Genomic DNA, 20,475 nt, shown 5'->3' with positions numbered 1-20,475 from the left:
CCAGGAAAACATTAAACTTAGAACATTAAACTTTAAATATATCAAAATGCATAAATCAAATAAATCTATCGCCGGTTATCACTTATTAATGATTCTTTCGTCTGTTGACGGAGAATTTGCTCCGGAAGAAGGAATGTTGGTGCAGCAATATTTGGCTGACGAATTTCCATTTAAAATGAATTTAGATAACGAATTGGAAACTATCGCATTGCTTAAGCCTGAAGAATGGAAAGATCATTTTGAATTTCACGGACGTTGTTTTTTAGATGATTCTACGGAAGAAGAACGTTTAAATTTCATCAAGTTTGCCAAAACTCTTATTAAAGCTGATGATAAAGTGACAGACGAAGAACATACTTTCTACGTTCTTTTGAAAAACCTTTGGAATCTGAAGTAAAAAATCACCGAAAAACAAAAATATAAACATGAAAAAAATTTGCTTATCCCTATTAGTAATGAGTATGAGTACAGCCCCATTTCAGTCTCAGATATTTCCTGATCTAAAAGCTCCGGTTGCTGACAAAAAACAGCATTTGAGAAATATTCACGGTGATAAAGTGAATGATCCTTATTACTGGATGATTGATTTTTTCAAAAAAGGAAGAGATTCTACGCAGGTTGTAGAATATTTAACCGCTGAAAACTCTTACTGGGAAAGCATGATGAAAGATACAGAACCTTTCAGAGAAAAGCTTTTTCAGGAAATGAAGGCAAGAATCAAGGAAAAGGATGAGTCTGTACCTGTTTTCAGAAAAGGTTATTACTATTACACCCGAACTGAAACCGGAAAACAATACTTCAAATATTGCAGAAAAAAAGGAAACCTAAGTGCTCCTGAAGAAATCATTCTGGATGTAGATCAACTTGCAGAAGGTCATGCTTATTATTCTGCATCGGGTTTCAGCGTCAGTCCTGATAATTCTAAAATGATTTACGGAGTTGATGATGTATCGAGAAGGCAGTATAAATTATTTTTAAAAGATCTTAATACCGGAAAAACGACCGATTTAGGAATTAAAAATACAACAGGTTCTGCAACTTGGGCAAATGACAACAAAACCATTTTCTACACTGGAAAAAATCCAGAAACGCTTTTAACAGAGAAAATTTTCAGACATTCTTTAGGAACTGATCCTTCAAAAGATGTTTTGGTATACGAAGAAAAAGACAAAACCAATTATATTGGCGTAGGAAAATCGAAGAACGAAAAAATCATCATGATTGTTTCTTCGGCAACTACTTCTTCAGAAACAAGATACATCAATGCAGATGAACCGAATGCAAATTTCAAGGTTTTCCAACCAAGAATGAAAGACGTTTTGTATGATGTAACTCCTTTAGAAGATAAATTTTTGATCACAACCAATAAAGACGCCCTCAATTTCAAAGTGATGGAAACCCCTTTGGATAAAACAGGCGTTGAAAGCTGGAAAGATTTCATGCCACACAGAAAAGATGTTTTGATGGAAGGAATCAGTGAGTTTAAAAACTATCTGGTTTTCAGTGAAAGACAAAACGGACTTTCGCAATTAGTTATTCTTGACAGAAGAACCAATAAAAGGGAATTTTTAAAGTTTGATGAGCCAACTTACACGGTTTATCCATCAGGAAACCCTGAATACAATACAGATTATTTCAGATTCGGATATACTTCGATGATTACTCCGAGTTCACAGTATGAGCAAAATTTACAAACAGGAAAAAGAACTTTATTAAAGCAACAGGAAATTTTAGGCGGTTACAATAAAGCTAATTATGTTACCGAAAGACTTTTTGCCACTGCAAAAGACGGTACAAAAATTCCGATTTCAATTGTTTATAAAAAAGGATATAAGAAAGACGGCAAAAACCCACTTCTACTCTATGCTTACGGATCGTACGGAAACTCAATGAATGCGACATTCAGCAGTACAAGACTGAGTCTTTTAGACCGAGGTTTTGCTTTTGCAATTGCGCACATTCGTGGTGGACAAGAAATGGGAAGACAATGGTATGAAGACGGAAAAATGATGAAAAAGAAAAACACATTTACCGATTTTATCGATGTTGGAGAATATTTAGTTAAAGAAAAATACACTTCACCAAAACATTTGTACGCTCAAGGAGGAAGTGCAGGTGGACTTTTAATGGGAGCTGTTGTCAACATGAAACCAGAACTTTGGAATGGAGCCATTGCACAGGTTCCTTTTGTGGATGTTATTAATACCATGTTGGATGAAAGTATTCCTTTGACAACGAATGAGTACGATGAATGGGGAAATCCTAACAACAAAGCAGCCTACGATTATATGAAATCTTATTCTCCGTATGAAAATATTGAGAGAAAAAACTATCCGAACCTCCTTGTTACAACAGGATTGCATGATTCTCAGGTACAATATTTTGAGCCTGCAAAATGGGTAGCCAAATTAAGAGATTTAAAAACAGACAAAAATGTTTTATTCCTAAAAACTGACATGGAATACGGTCATGGTGGAGCTTCCGGAAGATTTGATTATCTGAAAGATATTGCTTTGGAATATGCTTTCATGTTTAAACTGGAGGGAATTGATAAGTAATTTAGCTCATGCAGATCTAGCAAATTTTAAAGATCATTAAAATAGAAATCTGCGAAATCAAAATGATCTGCGAGAAAAATATAATTAAATAAATTTTAAAGATTTAAAATAAAAAAACAAAAAGAAATAAAAAGATAATATAGAAACTATGAGAAGAAAAATAGTTGCAGGAAACTGGAAAATGAACAAAAACGTCATTGATGCTCAACAATTAATGATTCAATTACTAAGCTATAAAAACAACAATACAACCAACTGTGAAGTTTGGATCGCACCGCCTTCTTTATATTTAATGATGGCAAAAGATATCTTCGAAAAAGACGAAATCGGAGTTTTCTCTCAAGATATGAGCGAATATGAAAGCGGAGCTTACACAGGTGAACTTTCTGCAGATATGTTGGAATCTATCGATGCTACAGGTTCTTTGATCGGTCACTCTGAAAGAAGACAATACCACGGTGAGAACGACGAAAGCTGCAATAAAAAAGTAAAATTGGCTTTAGATAAAGGTTTAATTCCTGTTTACTGTAATGGTGAAACTTTAGAGCAAAGAAAAGCAGGACAGCATCTTGACGTTGTAAAAACACAGACTGAAACTGCACTTTTCACTCTTTCTGCAGAGGAAATCAAAAAAGTAGTTATTGCTTACGAACCAGTTTGGGCAATCGGAACTGGCGAAACTGCAACTCCGGAACAGGCGCAGGAAATTCACGCTCACATCAGAGGAATTATCGCAGAAAAATATGGAAAAGAAGTTGCTGACGAAATTTCTATTCTTTACGGAGGTTCTGTAAAGCCAGATAATGCTAAAGAAATTTTCTCTCAACCCGATATCGACGGTGGTCTTATTGGTGGAGCTGCATTGAAATTGGAAGATTTCTCAAAAATTATTGAAGGTTTTAATTAAGAAATAATTCATATTAAAAAGTAAAGACATATCATTTGGTATGTCTTTTTTGATTAATTCAACAAAATAAACATTTAATAAATAATTATTGTTCAACATAATTTTAAAATTATTAAATTTTCATTAAAACAATAATCAATTTTTAAATAATATCTTTGCAAAAGTTTAAGGTTGAACCCAAGCGTTCATTAATAGGGAATCAAGTGAAGTAAAATAATTCTTGAGCTGTACCCGCAACTGTAAGCTATTCAACTTATTATTAAGTACACCACTGAACTTCAGGTTTGGGAAGGTTATAATAAGATGCAAGCCAGGAGACCTGCCTTAGATTAATTTCAACTTTCGGGAATAAAAGTTTATGAGATCAAATCTTCGGATATTTTTTCATGACTGTTTTTTTCCTGCAGTGAAGTTTCGGGAACAAAACTTTAAATTTAATTATATCATGAAGAAAATCTATTTTCTTATTCTTGCATTTGTATTTTCATTTACAAATGCCCAAACCGAAGGCGTTTTAGTACTCAACGAAGGCGGTATCGGAAGTAGTACTGCAGAAGTATCTTTCATCGACAATCAATCGGTTGTCACCAATAATTATTTTAAACTTAAAAACAATAATGCAACATTGGGTGATACTGGTCAGGACATTAAGGTTTTTGGTGATAAGATTTTTGTAGTTTTAAATTATTCCAATACAATAAAAGTCATAAACAAGTCTGATTTTTCATTGATTACAACGATTTCAACCAATCTTGCCAACCCAAGATATATCGCTTTTAGCGGAAATAAATTCTATGTTACCAATTGGGGAAACAATACCTTGACAAATTACGTGTCGGTTTACGATCTTACAACTTACGCTCACGAAACAAATATTCCTGTAGGAAATGGTCCTGAAAAAATCTTTGCCAAAAACAATAAACTCTATGTTTTATTGAAAGGAGGTTACGGATTGAACCATTTTATGGATGTCATCAACACTACAACCAATACTGTAGAATCGCAGGTAAATGTAGGAGACTCACCCAACAGTATTTTTGAAAAAGACAATTTACTGTACATTATGAGTTCGGGAGATCCTTACCTTCCAACTTCTTTCGGAACATTGACGGTTTATAATACGACAAGCCAGACTACGGTTTCGAGCACAACATTTCCGGTAGGCGTAAAACCATCTTATATGGATACCGACGGAACGAATATTTATTACATGAATGAAGCATCGATCTACAAAACACCAATTGCTTCACCGTCAATTAACACCTCTCCTATTGCAGTTACACCAATTACCGTAAACAGTTATGGAACTGCATACGGATTTAATGTTGTTAATAATAAAATCTATGCAGCCGATCCTTCAGGATATATTGCGGCGGGAAAAATTTACACTTACGATTTACAAGGTAGTTTATTGAATACTTTTACAGTAACTTCATTACCTAATCAAATCATTGCGTATAATAATGCATCTCTTTCTACTATTGAAAGCACAAAAACATCAAAATTAATTGTATATCCAAATCCTACAAGTGACAGATTCTTTGTACAAGGCTTAAATTCTGGAAATATTCAGGTTTATGATGTAAACGGAAGAATTGTCATCAATGAGAAATACAATGAAAAAGGAATTAATGTAAGCGCATTATCTAAAGGCGTTTATGTCGTAAAAATTACAGATAAGAATATCAACTTTAGCGAAAAGTTAATTATTAAGTAATTTTTAAAATGAAAAAGGCATCAAGTTTTCTATTTACTTTCATCGTTGCGCTGTATATGTCACAATTTACAGCCAACGATGTAAAGTTTTTTGTAGGTACAGGTTCAGAAACGGCATATTTTGTAGCCGATTTTAAAGATGGTACTGATGACAGATCATATGTTTGGGGCGTGAAATTCAATCCCGGACAAAATATTACCGGTCCGCAAATGCTGCAGATGATAAAAACTGCAGAACCAGCATTTGATTACGGAACAAGTTTCGGAGGAGGATTTTTAGATAAAGTTCAGTTTAATGATCATTTTGCACAGTCTGTACCCGATTATTGGAGTTTATGGGCAGCTGACAACACCAATAATTGGTCAATGGCAGGATGGATGAACAGCGGAACCATTTCAAACGGAGAATGGTATGGTGCAAGTTACGGTTTTAGCAATCCTACAGCTGAAGCTCCTGCAACACCGATTCCTGCATACAGTTCGTTGTGGTATAATTCTTTGCAAATCATCAATTGGATCGGAACGGGAAGCAATAAAAGTTTAGTGGTTGTCGATTTCGGAACTGATAATTCTAACGGAAACGCCAATTCTTTTGTTTTTGGAATTCAGTATAACGGAACTATTACAGCAGAACAAGCTTTACAGTTAATTGATGTACAAACAAATTCTTTCAGTTACAGTTCTGCAGCGAATCAGGTTTCAACATTGTCATTAAATTCTTTTTCAGGAACAGCAAGCGGAACAAACACCTGGAAATTATATAAAGGAACCAATTTGTCAAACTGGAAAACCAATGCTGATCTTTCAACGATCACTTTAAATAATAACGATTGGTTTGGATTAAGTTTCGGAACAAGAAGACCTTTTACTCCAACTGAAGCAAACATAACTTTAAGTGTTTCTGATGCTGTAAAACAAAGCTTTAAAATTTACCCAAATCCTGCGAGTGATCTTGTGATCATTGAAACTCAGGATAACATTAAAGATATCAACATCTACTCTGTTTCCGGACAAAGAATAATGAATACTCAGAATAAAAAAATCAATATTCAAAGTTTACAGTCGGGAGTTTATTTGATTGAAATTAAAACAGGCAAATCAACAACCACTCATAAGATCATCAAAAAATAATTCAACATAGAGCATCTTTATGATGCTCTTTTTTTTCACTTTAAAATTCATCAATGAAAAAATCAATACTTCTTTTTTTAATTTTTATATTTCAATTTTCATTTGCTCAACTTACAGAAAATGATGTAAAATTCTGGGTAGGAACAGGTTCTAAAAAAGCCTATTTAATTGCAGATTTCAACGATTCAGACAATCCTACTTCTTATGTTTGGGGCTACAGATTTGATTCTACCAATTTAACGATGGAAGATCTTATTAATGCAATCGATGCGGCAGATTCTAAAGTTACCGCAGAAGTACCGAGCGGATTTTTATACAGTTTTGATTATAATCACCACGTTCCAAGTACAGATGATTACTGGTCGACTTGGTCGGGAACTTCTTCGAATAACATGACTGCAAATAATGGCGTCAACAATGATCCGTTAGTTGACGGAAAATGGTATGGTTTATCTTATGGATATGGTTTTACTCCAGGAACAACATTCGGTCCGCCTTCCACTCCGGTTCCAGCTTACAATTCTGCATGGTTTAATTCATCTCAAATTATTAATTGGATCGGAACAGGAAGCAATAAAAGTTTAGTTGTTGTAGATTTCGGGACTGATAACGGTAACGGAATTGCCAATTCTTTTGCTTTTGGAATTCAATATAATGGAACAATTACAGCAGAACAGGCTTTACAATTAATTGATGCTCATGTCAATGAATTCAATTATACTTCAGCAGCCAACCAAATTTCAGCATTATCATTAAACAATTTTTCAGGAAACTCAACAGGAAACGATTCTTGGAAGTTATACAAAGGAAAAGATCTTTCAAGCTGGAGAGGGCAAAATAACCTTTCACTAATTCAATTAGTGAATAACGATTGGTTTGGATTAAGTTTTGGAAACAGAATACCATTTACTCCAACCGTTGCCGATGTAACTTTAAGTGTTTCAGATGCCGTAAAACAAAGCTTTAAGATTTATCCTAATCCAGCTACAGATTTTCTGATTATTGAAACTCAGGACAATATTAAAGATATTAATATCTACTCTATTTCGGGACAAAGAGTGATGAATACTCAAAATAAAAAGATTAATATTCAAAGTCTACAGTCAGGTGTTTATTTGGTTGAAATTAAAACCAATCAGTCGACAACGACTCATAAAATCATCAAAAAGTAGTTTGATTTTTAATAATAAAAAAAGTTCGGCGCGCCCTTTGGGCGCGCCGAACTTATATCATAACTTGAGAAAAATTATTTCTTCTCTTTAGATCTTTGTAAAACCTCATCTACCATTCCAAAATCTTTAGCTTCGGTAGAAGTCATCCAGTAATCTCTGTCTGAAGCTTTCTCAACCCACTCGTAAGTTTGTCCTGAATGTTCAGAAATAATGTCATACAACTCTTTTTTAAGCTTCAACATTTCTCTTAAATTGATTTCCATATCAGAAGCAACACCTTGAGCTCCACCAGAAGGTTGGTGAATCATCACTCTTGAGTGTTTCAAAGCAGAACGCTTTCCTTTTTCACCTGCAACCAATAAAACAGCTCCCATTGAAGCAGCAATACCTGTACAGATCGTAGCAACATCCGGCTTAATAATTTGCATCGTGTCGTAAATTCCTAAACCTGCATAAACGCTTCCTCCAGGAGAATTGATGTAGATCTGAATATCTTTTGAAGGATCTGCACTTTCTAAGAATAGCAACTGAGCCGTTACAATATTTGCAACCTGATCGTCAATTCCTGTTCCTAAGAAAATAATTCTATCCATCATCAAACGAGAGAAAACGTCCATTTGAGCAACGTTTAATCTTCTTTCCTCCATAATGTAAGGCGTAAGATTGGTAGGATTAAACATTCCCATATACTGATCGGTTACCAAACCGTTATTTCCCAAGTGTTTCGTAGAGAAATCTCTGAATTCTTTTTTAATGTCCATATTTCTATCGGTATTATTTTTTAATTTATTTAAACTGTAAATTACAATTTTTATTCCTAAAATTTTATAGGACTTTTTGTCAGTTTAGATCGCATTTTAGTTTTAAGATTTCAGATTTTTTTATAATAAAATGAAGAGCAAATTTTTTAAACCATCAACCAACAACCAAAAACTATCAACTAACTATCGCTTTCTATCAACATAAATCCCTTTAATCGGCGAATATTCAATAATATCACTCAGTCTGATAGAAGCCTGTTTTAATAAGGTAATTTTTTTAATCAACTCAAAATATTTCACCTCATCGGTATTGCTGTATTTTTCGAGTTCAGCAATCGTTTCTTTAATTAAATAATCAATGTAGCGGTATTTATGAAGCAAAACGTCACCTTTGATCTGTTCTGCAACTTTATCGCCATAATTGGGCGGGTGAATGTTTCGTGAACTCCAGTTTTCCAAATCATCTAAAGGAATCAGTGCATCAACTACTTTTGTGGTAATCTGCTCATCCATAAAACTGACAAAAAAACTTCCGCTTCTAAGCTCGTCGTTTTGAATACCTTCTTTCACCTGATCAATAATAATTTCGTTTCCTTTTACAAGAAACTGATATTGTTCTTCTTCAAAATGATGCAGAATTTCTTCGATGACCGTAATCTGATAGTCAGTATTGTTGTCATCTTTTCGCTTTAAAACAACATCACCGAACATCAACATATGATCGACCAATTTGTTTTCCATAAATAAAACATCGTACAGATAAGGATCTCCTTTTTCTTCATCCAAAGGAACAATCTCCATTTTTACTGGAGCTGCATTTTCCTTTTGCTGTTGAGCGTTTTGATTATGATTTTGATTAACCTGTCTCTGAACATCAAGTTCATTAAATAAACTCTGCTCAGAAAGACCAAATTTATTGGAAACTTCTTTCAGGTAAACTTCCCTTTTCAAAGCATTCTGAACGAACCCGACAGATTTTACAATATCCCGGATCGCTTCAGCTTTTTTTATAGGATCATTTCCTACTTCTTTTAAAAGAATTTCAGCTTTAAAATCGATAAAATCCATCGCCTGATTTTCGATGAATTTTTCAACATATTCCTGCGGATGTTTTCTGGCAAAAGAATCGGGGTCGTCACCATCCGGAAAAAGAAGAACTCTAATGTTCATTCCTTCTGTCAAAAGCATATCAATACTTCTGAAACTCGCTTTAATTCCTGCATTATCACCATCAAAAAGAATTGTCACATTTTCTGTGAGTCTTTTGATAAGTTTAATTTGTTCAGTTGTTAAAGAAGTTCCGGAACTCGCTACAACATTTTCAATTCCGGACATATGAAGTGAAATCACATCCATATAACCTTCCACCAAAAGACAGATATTTTTTCTCGAAATTGCCTGCTTGCTTTGGTTTAAACCATAAAGAACATTCGATTTATGATAAATTTCTGTTTCCGGAGAATTGAGATATTTAGCAGTTTTAATATTATTTTTAAGAATTCTCGCTCCAAAACCTAAAACTCTGCCCGAAAAACTGTGAATCGGGAACATTACCCTTTCACGAAAACGGTCAATTCCGTTCGGCGCATTTTCAGGGAAAATAGAAAGTCCCGATTTTTCTAAAACTTCTTTTGTATAGCCTTTTTCAATGGCAAATTCTGTAAACGCATTTTTCTTTTCGGGCGAAAAACCAAGCTGAAACTTTTTAATGATATCATCTTTCAGTTCACGCTCTCTGAAATACGAAAGACCGATCGCTCTGCCTTCATCATTTTCCCAAAGCGTATTCTGATAAAAATCATTGGCAACCTCATGAATTTTATACAATAAATCTTTTTCAGACTGTGCATTTTTTGCTTCCTCAGAAAATTCACGCTGATCTTCTTCAATTTCGATTCCGTATTTTTTGGCAGCATGACGAAGAGCTTCAGGATAGGTAAAGTTTTCAATTTCCATTAAAAAAGAAATCGCAGTTCCTCCTTTTCCGGTTGAGAAATCTTTCCAAATTTGCTTACTTGGAGAAACTACAAAACTGGGCGATTTTTCTTCATGAAACGGACTCAGACCTTTAAAATTTGATCCCGCTCTTTTCAGTTGCACATATTCGCCAACAATCTCTTCTACGCGGATTGTGGAAAATATTTTATCTATCGTCTGTTTGGAAATCATATTGGCAAAAATACGAATTTCAGTATTGGTTTGGGCTAATTTTGTAGTACTCTAAAATTTTCTTTTTTGTAATGCAAAACAACCTCATGACTACGGCAAGAAAAGAAAATGGCATATAGCATTAATAATGATAAAAATTTTATTGATTCCCATTTTTTTTAGATTGATATTTCCTTTTTCCATTTAATAATTAAATGTGTATAAATTTCCTTACAAATTTGAAAGATCGTAATTTCTAAAAAAATTTAGATTCTTTCAGAATGACAAATTAGAATCCCAATTTACCTTAAATTTGAAAACAATTAAATAAAAATTTCAGCAATGAAAAAAATTCTTTCGCTTAGCTTATTACTTTCATCATTTGCTATATTTCACAGTCAGGAAATAGTTCCACTTTGGGGCGAACAGATTCCAAATCAAAAACCGACTCAGGAAAAAGAAACTTCAAGTGAAACAACTATTTTGTGGATTGAAAACGTTCAAAAACCTACGTTAGAAATTTATTTACCTTCCAAAAAAATCGCAACTGGCAAAGCAGTAGTTATTTGTCCAGGAGGTGGTTATCGAGGTTTAGCTTACGATGGTGAAGGTACTGATATTGCTAAATGGTTTAATTCTAAAGGTATTGCAGCATTTGTCTTAAAATACAGACTTCCTGTATCAAAATCATTAATTATTCCAAGCGAAGCTCCATTGCAAGACGCCAAACGAGCCATAAGAATTGTAAGAACTAACGCTAAAAAATGGAATATCGCTGAAAACCAAATTGGAATTATGGGTTTTTCAGCGGGAGGTCATCTTGCTTCAACATTGGGAACTCATTTTGACAGTGAAGACAAATTGCCAAAATCAGAAATTGAATCAATCAGCGCAAGACCAGATTTTATGATTTTAGTATATCCTGTGATTACTATGAATTCAGCATTTGGACATCAAGGCTCAAGGGAAAATTTATTAGGACTACATCCAAGTCAAGATCTTGTAAATAATTATTCCAACGAACTACATATTAACAGTAAGACTCCGCCCACATTTTTAATTCATTCTTCAGATGATGAAACAGTGCCTGTGAGAAACAGTATTGTCTTTTATGAAGCCTTGCAGAAAGAGAAAGTAGGGGTAGAAATGCATATTTTCCCAAAGGGAGGTCACGGTTTTGGCTTAGGAATTGGAAAAGGACATCTTGAAAACTGGACAGATAATCTCTACCAGTGGATTTTGAGTTTAAAGTAAAATAAAACTTTTAATTTTAGTTGATAGTTTACACTTTTTTGAAAGTTTAGTATGTTCAACATTTCAAAATCTCCAATCAAATCTCATGTTTTGGGAATTAAAAATTTAGTACAATTAATTATCTTTGCTTATGCAATTTAATATAGAAAAAATAGAAGACTGGCAAAAAGTCGTAGACTCAATTTTACCTGAGCTGAAATATAATATTCTTTTATTAAAAGGAAATTTGGGAGCAGGTAAAACGACGTTTTCTCAATTTCTGCTTAAAAACTTAGGCAGTAAAGATGAAGTAAACTCTCCTACTTATTCGATTGTAAATGAATACAGTTCGCCAAAAGGAAAAATTTATCATTTCGATCTGTATCGTTTAAAAAATATAGAAGAAGTATATGATATTGGTATTGAAGAATATCTTGACAATGCATTTTTGTGCATTATAGAATGGCCAGAAGTATATGAAGACGAACTTTACGGGTTAAATTATCACTCGATGAGCATCAATAATACCGGAGAAAACAGAGAAATTACATTCGATTAAATATTATATCTTTGCTTATAGAAATCGATTGTAATAAAAAAAATCTGTAAGTCATAATTAAACAAAAATGAGTACTACAAATATTTTTACTCCTTTTTCAGAGGAAGAATTAATTCCGAAGGAAGAGAAGCTGGAAGTTATTAAAAAAGGGAAACAGTTTAGCATAGGAATCCCTAAAGAGACCTGTCTTAACGAAAGAAGAACGTGCATAACGCCCGATGCAGTACAGGTTTTGGTAGAAAACGGTCACGAAATCATCATTGAATCTGGTGCAGGACAAGGCTCATTTTTCACAGATTTACAGTACTCAGAATCAGGAGCAAGAATTACTCAGGATGCTAAAGAAGCATTTTCTCAGGATTTGGTTTTAAAAATCAATCCTCCTACAGAAGAGGAAATTGATTATTTCAAGCCTAATACGTACTTAGTTTCTGCGCTTCAGATCAATTTAAGAGATAAAGATTATTTCACAAAAATTGCTGAGAAAAAAATCAATGCCATTGCATTTGAATTTATTGCAGATGAATACAAGCAACTTGCGTTAGTAAGACTGATCGGAGAAATTGCTGGTTCTGTTTCTATTTTATACGCTTCAGAATTATTAGCCTTATCAAACGGTTTAATGCTTGGTGGAATCACCGGAGTAAGACCTACAGAAGTTGTGGTTTTAGGAGCTGGAATCGTTGGAGAATTTGCTACAAAAGCAGCGATCGGTTTAGGAGCAAGTGTAAAAGTTTTTGACAATTCACTCTCAAAACTGAGAAGGCTTCACACTTTGGTAGACAGCAGAGTTCCAACATCGATCATCGATCCTAAAGAATTAAGCAAAAGTTTAAGAAGAGCCGACGTTGTAATCGGCGCTTTACCAAGACTCAATATGCAACCCATCGTTACCGAAGATATGGTAATGAAAATGAAAAAAGGCAGCGTCATCATCGACATCGTTATCGATAACGGAAAAGCCATCGAAACTTCTGAGTTGACCACAATGGATGATCCTTACATCATCAAACACGGCGTTATTCACTGCGGATTACCGAATCTTACGTCAAAAATGCCGAGAACAACAACAAAAGCAATCTCTAATTTCTTCCTATCCTATATTTTGAACTACGATCTGGAAGGTGGTTTTGAAAACATGCTGATCCGCAAAAACGAAATGAAGCAGAGTTTGTATATGTACAAAGGCAGACATACCAAAAAAGTGATCTGCGACCGTTTCGGACTTACGTATCACGACATCAATCTTTTAATATTCTAATAAATTTTTCGAAAACAAAGAATCGATCATCATTTATCAATGATCATTCATCAATTATAGATTGTAAAATCAACGTATGAAGAAAATAAAATTCTTTTTGATCGGGCTTATTCCCGGACTTATCATCGTATTTTTTGTACTTAATGCAAAAGGAGCAAGCTGCAGCGGTTATTTACCAAACAGCCGTGTAATAGCTGAAACTCTTTCAAAAGATTTTGAGTATTCTGAAAATTTTAAAAACGAAATGAAGACTTTAAAAGTTGACGAAAAGTTTTTAAAAGATAGTATTATTACTTTAGGTAAAATAGATTTTGAAAGAAGTCACGCTCAGAAAAAACCTTGCCCGGATTATGTGATCACTTATCCTGAGAAAAATCCTTCATACGAAATCACTTTTGAAAAGTGTGAGGAAAAAGCAGTTCTTAATTCTTTGAAAAAGCTTAAATAAAATATTTTTTAGCCACGAATAAACAAATTCTCATTAATTATTATTCGTGCATTCGTGGCAATTAAAATTATCAAGTCTTAGTTTTAACTATTTGAAAGAAATAAATTTCATCTAAATATTTCACTTAAAATGGATGGCAATTACTACATGATTCATGATTATCTGATCTTCTTTGGAGTATTTGCTATTTTCTTTTTTCTTACGGTAAGTATTTATCTTTTCAGTCAAAATCAGCGATTAAAAAACAGAAACGTAAAACTTTCTGAAAGCAATAAACTCATTGAGCATAAACTGAATGAGTTTCAGCTGGAACATATAGGAACCAAGCTCAATCCACATTTATTTAAAAATATTCTCAATTCTGTACAGTCTCATGCTTATCAAACGTATATGTCGCTTGACAAACTTGCCAATGTTCTCGACTATATTCTGTACGAAAGCAACAACAAATTTGTAAGTCCAAAAGAAGAATTAAGTTTTGCCTTAAGCCTTATTGAAATTAATAAAATTAAGATCAATCCGCTTTTTGATTTTAGAATTAAATCTAAAATTGACAAATCAGATGCTGTTTTTGAAGAAAAAATATTTGCTCCGTTGCTTTCTGTTGACTTAATTGAAAACGCTTTTAAACATACCGATTTTCTGGCTTCAGATTCTTTTATTTCCATTGTATTGGAACTTGAAGGCGGCATTTTTTCTATGAAAGTGAGTAACAAAGCTTCGCTTAAAAATGTACTGCACAAAGATCACAGTGGTTTTGGAAGTCAGTCTTTAGATCAAAGATTAAAAATGATCTACGCCAATTTTTATTCACTTCAAAAGAGTTCAAAAAACGGTATCTTCACCGCAGAATTAACAATCAATTTAGGAGAATTCTATGATAAAATGCGTTATTCTTGATGATGAATTGTTGGCGATAAGCTACCTGAAACTTTTATGCGAACAGATTGAAAATGTAGAAGTTGTAAAAGCTTTCAACGACCCTAAAATCTTCCTCAACGAAATAAAAAATATAGACTGCAATCTCTGTATTTTAGATATAGAAATGCCGGGAATGACCGGTCTGCAGGTTGCCGAATTGATTTCCGATTCAAAAAAAATCATTTTTACAACGGCTTACAAAGAATATGCTGCAGAAGCTTTTGATCTGAATGTGGTAGATTATGTAAGAAAACCGATCAAAAAAGAAAGACTGATTCAGGCGTTTGAAAAAGCGGCAGATCTTTTAAACAACAGTCAGAAAAAAGAGTTCATCGAATGGAATACCAACATTGGTAAATCCACGATCTTCACTGAACAGATCGCTTATATTAAAACCTCTGAGATCGACAGTCGTGATAAAGACATTATTCTGAAAGACGGAACGACGATTGTTCTAAAAAATCTCAATTTCAAATCTCTTCTGGAAATGCTTCCTTCAAAAGATTTTGCACAGGTAAATAAGAAAGAAATTATTGCTTTATCATCTGTAAAAGTTTTGTCAACCAACGAAATAATCACAACGATTTCCAATGAATCTGACCAGTTTTTAAAACTTCAGATTGGTGATACTTATAAAAATTCTTTAATGGAAATGTTCGGAAAGTAGAGATATTTCAAACCTTTTTATTTTCACTGCAAAATCTCACCGCTTTATTACATCGATCCTAAAAAAGCATTTAGTCAGGCTAATTTTGTGCTTTGATTAAATGATTTATCATGAAAAAACTTTTTTACGGGTTCGGAATTCTCATCTCCGGTCTTTATTTTTCTCAGGAGAAAGATTCAAAATTAAATATTTCTTTTTTTGATGGAATTGCAGTTGCAGGATATGTTGATCACGGCGCTTTTCTAAACTTTACAGGTCCCAACATAAATTTCACATACAAAAACACCAAACTGATGATGGGGATGCTTCCTTCTCTGAGAATAAAACAAGATCAGTCGTCCGGAACCCAAAACAGTACAATAATGCCGACTTTAGGAATTGGTTTTGCGGTAATCTATAAAAAAATTGTATTACAAATCCCTTTCTATTACAACACCAAAACTTCGACAGATAACGGAAGCTGGAAACCAGGCATCGGACTAGGATACAAATTCAAATAAGTAAATTATTTTAAGTTTAAAATAGTAAAAAATCTTAAATTGCAAATCCCTTTTATTGTCTAAAAGGGATTTGTTTTTAAACAGAATATTATGAAAAAAACAGCACTTCTTTTTCTATTGATTTCAGTATTTACTTTTGCTCAGAAATCTGTTTTAGCACAAAAAGTCGATTCAATTATTAAAGGTAAAAAAGCAACTGTCGGAGTTTCTGTTTTAGGTTTTGAAGATGGTTTTAAATACAATAAAAATGCAACTACAAAACTTCCAATGCTTAGTGTTTTTAAGTTTCATATTGCAGCTGCAGTTCTCGATTTAGTAGATAAGGGAAAACTTTCATTAGACCAGAAAATTTTAATTAAAAAAAGCGATTTGCTGGAAAATACATGGTCGCCGATTCGGGAAAAATATCCTAACGGAAATGTGGAACTTTCTTTAAGTGAAATCATTAATTATACCGTTGCATGGAGCGATAACAATGGTTGTGATGTATTATTAAGGTTAATCGGAGGTACGCAAGTTGTTCAAAAATTCATGGATTCTAAAGGAGTGAAAGATTTCCAGATTAAACATAATGAAGAGCAAATGCACAAAGGAGCAAAATATTTGTATGAAAATTATACCACAACCAATTCTTTGAGCCAACTTTATAAAAAATTCTACGATGGTAAAATTTTGTCTGAAAAATCTACAAAGTTTTTATATGATATCATGCTGAACACATCTACCGGAGGAAATAAACTGAAAGAACAGCTACCTAAACAATCTATAGCCCACAAAACGGGTTCTTCAGGGAAAGATGGAGACTTAACAATCGCAGAAAATGACTCGGGAATTGTTACCTTACCAAATGGCAAGCATTATGCAATAGTAGTATTTATTAGCAATTCTACCGAGACAGACGAGGTGAATTGTAAGATGATTTCAGACATTTCAAAAGCAGTTTGGGATCATTTTAATAAGTAAAATTTAAAGCTTAATTTTAAAACCATTAAAATGAAAAAAATAATTTTAACAATAGCAGTATTCAGTTGTGCATTTTTCTTTGCTCAGAAAAGTGAAAATTACATTGAAATAGGCTACAACAGCATTTGTTGCGGAACGCCTTCAAACGCTCCTGTAATGAATTATATCAACAGTTTTCAAGGTAAAAAAAACACTCTGGAGATATACCGACAGTCACGTTTGGGAAGAGAAGGTGAATATAAATTGTTCATCGGAATTGATGCACTCTCAAAAAGCAAAAAAGCAAAGTTTATAAAAGGACTTGAAGCGACGATCAATTCTCAGAATAAATCCCGAAATGAAAACAGTGACGGAATTGTAGATTTTAACAGTCGGACAATAATTAAAAAAGAAAAATTAAGTACATTAAATAATCTAACTATATATAAAAAAGAAAATTTAAAATGATCAAAAACATTGTCGTTATCGGAGCGGGAACCATGGGAAATGGTATTGCACATACATTCGCACAAAGCGGTTTTAGTGTAAATTTAGTAGACGTTTCTCAGGAAGCTTTAGACAAAGGATTGAAAACTATTACTACAAACCTTGACAGAATCATTGCAAAGGGAAACCTTACAGAAGAAGAAAAAGCAGAAACTTTAGGAAACATCACCACTTTCACTCAGCTAAAAGATGCGGTGACCAACGCAGATTTGGTAGTGGAAGCTGCAACTGAAAATCAAGATTTAAAATTAAAGATTTTTGCTCAGATGGATGAGTTTGCTCCGGAAAACTGCATTTTATCTACCAATACTTCATCTATTTCTATTACTAAAATTGCTGCCGCTACCAAAAGAGCAGACAAAGTAATCGGAATGCACTTTATGAACCCGGTTCCTATTATGAAACTGGTAGAAATCATCAAAGGCTACTCTACTTCAAAAGAAACTTTTGACTCTATTTATGAAATGAGCAAAACTTTAGGAAAAGTTCCTGTAGAAGTAAATGATTACCCTGGTTTTGTTGCCAACAGAATTTTGATGCCGATGATTAACGAATCTATCGAAACTTTATACAACGGTGTTGCCGGAGTTGAAGAAATTGATACCGTGATGAAATTAGGAATGGCTCATCCAATGGGACCACTTCAATTGGCAGATTTTATCGGTCTTGATGTTTGTTTAGCAATCTTAAACGTGATGTACGATGGTTTCAAAAATCCTAAATATGCACCAAACCCGTTATTGGTAAACATGGTAATGGCTGGAAAATTAGGAGTAAAATCAGGAGAAGGTTTCTATGATTATTCTGAAAGTAAAAAAGCTGAGAAAGTAGCAAAAATGTTTGCAAAATAAAATTTAATTTGTGAGTTATAAGTTATAAATTTGGATTGTTAAAAAGCCGTAATCTATAACCTAATAACTGCAATCTTGATAAAATTTAAAGAAAAAAACATTCAGATAATATTGGTCATCATTACAGTAATGGTGACCATTTTACGTTTTTTACTCAATGAAAAAGGAAGAGTAAGTCCCGATTCTATTCGCTATATGAAATTTGCTAATGTGCTTCCTGAGATTGATAATACCCTTACTCCTTTAGGATATCCTTTAAGCATTAAAATCTTTACTTTTTTAGGAACTGATGAATTTTGGGCAAGTAAAATCGTAGGAATTCTGGCAATGCTTTTTATTGTTTTTTTCTCATGGAAAAAGAATTTTTATTCCCGAGAATCTACCATTTTGGTTGCACTTTTCAGCTTTGTTTCGATTTTTGCAGCAACTTTAAGTGAAGCACTCATTCTCCCATTTGTATTAGTTTTCCTTTTTGTAGCCGATACAATTATTAAAGAAAATCTTAAAGGTTGGAAAGCTGTTTTTTATCTTTCTTTAAGCTTAATCCTTCTTTATAATATCAGATACAGTGCATTATTTATTATGGGAGCAGTAGGTCTTTATGGATTATTCTTCATTAAGCGTTCTTACGGACGTTTATTTTTATTTTCAGGTATTATTTCAGCCATCTATATTATTCTGTATAAGTTTTTATTTATTGATTATTTTAACGAAGATTACATTAAACAATCCTTGGAAATAGGTTTATATCCAACTTCTAAACTTTTAACTGAATTATTCCAAGGGCTTTCTACTACTTTTAATCCATTTATACATATTTCAGATCCGGGAGGTAGAACAATTAACTACGGAATTTACGGGTTAGGAGTTTTGAATATCCTATTGATGATGTTTTTGTTTATAAAATATAGACTCTCCAACACAGAATTTTTCTTTGTTTTTACAGGATTTTTTGGAATTATTTGTTCATTCTTTATTCAGTATTTTTATCCTGTAGATCCTATTGGTTACAGATTATTAGCTCCTTTTAGTTTTCCACTCTGGTTGGTTTATTTTAAGAAACTATTTCAACTATTTGATTTTAAAGTATATGGTATCGGATTTTTAAGTATTATATCAGGTATGTTTTTCACATGGCTTTCTAAGGGAAATTATATTGAAAACAGGAAAGAAGTTGCTCATTATCTACAGACAGAACGTTTGGATAAGGTTCCTTTAAAATTCTATTTAGAAACGATGAAAGATCTTGAGAAAGTACAGGTTGCAGAATTAATAAGTACGGTAAATTCGAATTTAGAGGTAACATTTAAAACTTCTGATACCTTAAAAAAAACAACCTTAACCTATTATAAAGTTTCACAAAAAATTAAAATCGACAAGAACAAATACCAATAATTTTATTATCTTTGATTTAAAGTTAAAACATTAAAAAAAATGAAATTACCAAAGTTTTTATTAGCAGATAATTCGGAATTTCCTGAAGATTTATTCGTAGTACATACAGAATATCCAAGATTCATCTTAAACGTTGAAGAGGAAGAAGTAGAATGGCTTGATGATTTGGAAGGTGACGATGAAGAAACTATGGCAGACGAAGCTACTAAAGTAGTTGAAGCAGCGTTCAAATGGTGCGACGAAGAGTTGGCTAAGTACGACGAAGAAGAGGAAGATTAAAAAAAACCACTTATAAAAAAAGGAACTCAAAATTTGAGTTCCTTTTTTATTTTTATTCAGATTTGTTGAATTTTAAAAGCAACAAATTATCCTGATACAATTCTAAAGTAGTTCCTGAAACTACATATTTATTAGCTTTATTAAGCATATCCAGGAAGTTTTGCTCAACACTCATATTTGCACAAGCCATTTTTGTAGAACCCATTTGTGAAGCTTCAAATTTCCCTGATGCTGTTTCCATGGTTATACCACCAAAATATCTGTTACATCCGGCATTTCCGTTAATCTTTGAACCTTCTATAACCAAAGTAGGAACCTGTCCTTTCACGTTATCCGCTAAAGTCCATTTTGTATTGGCGATTGATGGTTGCGCTTTTCCAACTTTTGATGAAGATGCGTTTTTCATTGTTCCGCAAGATGCCAAAACGGCAACTGTGCATATACTTAAAAAAAGATTTTTCATTTTACTTTTTGATTTAATTCAAATTTACGGAAATTATTAATACTTTATTTCTAAAA

The 20,475-nt window shown here is 33.1% G+C and carries 21 protein-coding genes and 1 riboswitch; of the genes, 18 read left to right on the top strand and 3 right to left on the bottom strand.

What is annotated here, in order from left to right; translation table 11 throughout:
- The first annotated feature begins 46 nt into the window (after positions 1-46).
- The 6 genes from BUR17_RS16580 (at position 47) to BUR17_RS16555 (ending at position 7,484) form a co-directional block, all read left to right on the top strand.
- Positions 47-397 (top strand): TerB family tellurite resistance protein, encoded by a 351-nt coding sequence (locus BUR17_RS16580; RefSeq protein WP_074231711.1) that lies wholly within the window; start codon positions 47-49, stop codon positions 395-397.
- A gap of 28 nt (positions 398-425) precedes the next feature.
- Positions 426-2,558, top strand: coding sequence for a S9 family peptidase (locus BUR17_RS16575; protein ID WP_074231710.1), 2,133 nt, complete (start codon positions 426-428; stop codon positions 2,556-2,558).
- Positions 2,559-2,706: 148 nt separating this feature from the next.
- Entirely contained in the window at positions 2,707-3,465 is a 759-nt protein-coding gene (gene tpiA, locus BUR17_RS16570; protein ID WP_074231709.1) for a triose-phosphate isomerase, read from the top strand.
- A 151-nt stretch (positions 3,466-3,616) separates the two neighbouring features.
- Positions 3,617-3,806, top strand: a riboswitch (cobalamin riboswitch).
- 104 nt (positions 3,807-3,910) lie between these two features.
- On the top strand, positions 3,911-5,182 hold the full coding sequence (locus BUR17_RS16565) for a YncE family protein (protein ID WP_074231708.1): 1,272 nt from the start codon (positions 3,911-3,913) through the stop codon (positions 5,180-5,182).
- 8 nt (positions 5,183-5,190) lie between these two features.
- Complete coding sequence (locus tag BUR17_RS16560) at positions 5,191-6,312, top strand: T9SS type A sorting domain-containing protein (RefSeq protein WP_074231707.1); 1,122 nt, start codon at positions 5,191-5,193, stop codon at positions 6,310-6,312.
- A 53-nt stretch (positions 6,313-6,365) separates the two neighbouring features.
- A complete protein-coding gene (locus BUR17_RS16555; RefSeq protein WP_074231706.1) occupies positions 6,366-7,484 on the top strand; it encodes a T9SS type A sorting domain-containing protein in 1,119 nt (372 codons plus the stop codon).
- A 74-nt stretch (positions 7,485-7,558) separates the two neighbouring features.
- Here BUR17_RS16555 and clpP read toward each other — a convergent pair whose 3' ends face one another.
- Both clpP and dnaG read right to left on the bottom strand, forming a co-directional pair.
- Positions 7,559-8,245, bottom strand: a complete 687-nt coding sequence (gene clpP, locus BUR17_RS16550; RefSeq protein WP_074231705.1) for an ATP-dependent Clp endopeptidase proteolytic subunit ClpP — start codon at positions 8,243-8,245, stop codon at positions 7,559-7,561.
- 183 nt (positions 8,246-8,428) lie between these two features.
- The gene (dnaG, locus tag BUR17_RS16545; protein ID WP_074231704.1) at positions 8,429-10,414 is read right to left on the bottom strand and encodes a DNA primase; all 1,986 of its coding nucleotides are present in this window, start codon (positions 10,412-10,414) and stop codon (positions 8,429-8,431) included.
- A gap of 321 nt (positions 10,415-10,735) precedes the next feature.
- Between dnaG and BUR17_RS16540 the strand changes: the two genes are divergently transcribed.
- The 12 genes from BUR17_RS16540 to BUR17_RS16485 all read left to right on the top strand — a co-directional run bounded on the left by BUR17_RS16540 (position 10,736) and on the right by BUR17_RS16485 (position 19,956).
- Positions 10,736-11,647, top strand: coding sequence for an alpha/beta hydrolase (locus BUR17_RS16540; protein ID WP_074231703.1), 912 nt, complete (start codon positions 10,736-10,738; stop codon positions 11,645-11,647).
- Positions 11,648-11,777: 130 nt separating this feature from the next.
- A complete protein-coding gene (tsaE, locus tag BUR17_RS16535) occupies positions 11,778-12,185 on the top strand; it encodes a tRNA (adenosine(37)-N6)-threonylcarbamoyltransferase complex ATPase subunit type 1 TsaE (protein WP_074231702.1) in 408 nt (135 codons plus the stop codon).
- A 67-nt stretch (positions 12,186-12,252) separates the two neighbouring features.
- Entirely contained in the window at positions 12,253-13,446 is a 1,194-nt protein-coding gene (locus tag BUR17_RS16530) for an alanine dehydrogenase (RefSeq protein WP_074231701.1), read from the top strand.
- Positions 13,447-13,522: 76 nt separating this feature from the next.
- The gene (locus BUR17_RS16525; protein WP_074231700.1) at positions 13,523-13,894 is read left to right on the top strand and encodes a hypothetical protein; all 372 of its coding nucleotides are present in this window, start codon (positions 13,523-13,525) and stop codon (positions 13,892-13,894) included.
- A 129-nt stretch (positions 13,895-14,023) separates the two neighbouring features.
- Complete coding sequence (locus BUR17_RS16520) at positions 14,024-14,794, top strand: histidine kinase (RefSeq protein WP_084550709.1); 771 nt, start codon at positions 14,024-14,026, stop codon at positions 14,792-14,794.
- Entirely contained in the window at positions 14,772-15,482 is a 711-nt protein-coding gene (locus BUR17_RS16515) for a LytR/AlgR family response regulator transcription factor (RefSeq protein ID WP_074231699.1), read from the top strand. Before BUR17_RS16520 ends, BUR17_RS16515 begins: the two co-directional genes overlap by 23 nt.
- A 110-nt stretch (positions 15,483-15,592) precedes the next feature.
- The gene (locus BUR17_RS16510; RefSeq protein ID WP_074231698.1) at positions 15,593-15,982 is read left to right on the top strand and encodes a hypothetical protein; all 390 of its coding nucleotides are present in this window, start codon (positions 15,593-15,595) and stop codon (positions 15,980-15,982) included.
- A gap of 90 nt (positions 15,983-16,072) precedes the next feature.
- On the top strand, positions 16,073-16,945 hold the full coding sequence (gene bla-A / locus BUR17_RS16505) for a CGA/CIA family class A beta-lactamase (RefSeq protein ID WP_074231697.1): 873 nt from the start codon (positions 16,073-16,075) through the stop codon (positions 16,943-16,945).
- A gap of 30 nt (positions 16,946-16,975) precedes the next feature.
- Positions 16,976-17,392: a hypothetical protein gene (locus BUR17_RS16500; RefSeq protein ID WP_074231696.1), complete on the top strand. Its 417-nt coding sequence runs from the start codon at positions 16,976-16,978 to the stop codon at positions 17,390-17,392.
- Positions 17,392-18,282 (top strand): 3-hydroxybutyryl-CoA dehydrogenase, encoded by an 891-nt coding sequence (locus BUR17_RS16495; RefSeq protein ID WP_185116696.1) that lies wholly within the window; start codon positions 17,392-17,394, stop codon positions 18,280-18,282. The genes BUR17_RS16500 and BUR17_RS16495 overlap by 1 nt, the downstream gene beginning before the upstream one ends.
- A gap of 75 nt (positions 18,283-18,357) precedes the next feature.
- On the top strand, positions 18,358-19,677 hold the full coding sequence (locus tag BUR17_RS16490; protein ID WP_143747611.1) for a hypothetical protein: 1,320 nt from the start codon (positions 18,358-18,360) through the stop codon (positions 19,675-19,677).
- 39 nt (positions 19,678-19,716) lie between these two features.
- Positions 19,717-19,956, top strand: coding sequence for a hypothetical protein (locus tag BUR17_RS16485; RefSeq protein WP_002977986.1), 240 nt, complete (start codon positions 19,717-19,719; stop codon positions 19,954-19,956).
- 52 nt (positions 19,957-20,008) lie between these two features.
- Here the strand turns inward: BUR17_RS16485 and BUR17_RS16480 are convergent, their stop codons facing one another.
- Positions 20,009-20,419, bottom strand: coding sequence for an META domain-containing protein (locus BUR17_RS16480; protein WP_074231693.1), 411 nt, complete (start codon positions 20,417-20,419; stop codon positions 20,009-20,011).
- Positions 20,420-20,475 lie beyond the last annotated feature (56 nt).

The organism is Chryseobacterium scophthalmum (assembly GCF_900143185.1).
Classification (GTDB): domain Bacteria; phylum Bacteroidota; class Bacteroidia; order Flavobacteriales; family Weeksellaceae; genus Chryseobacterium; species Chryseobacterium scophthalmum.
Note: the sequence above shows the minus strand (reverse complement) of the source record. Positions and strands in the feature narration are given on the sequence as shown.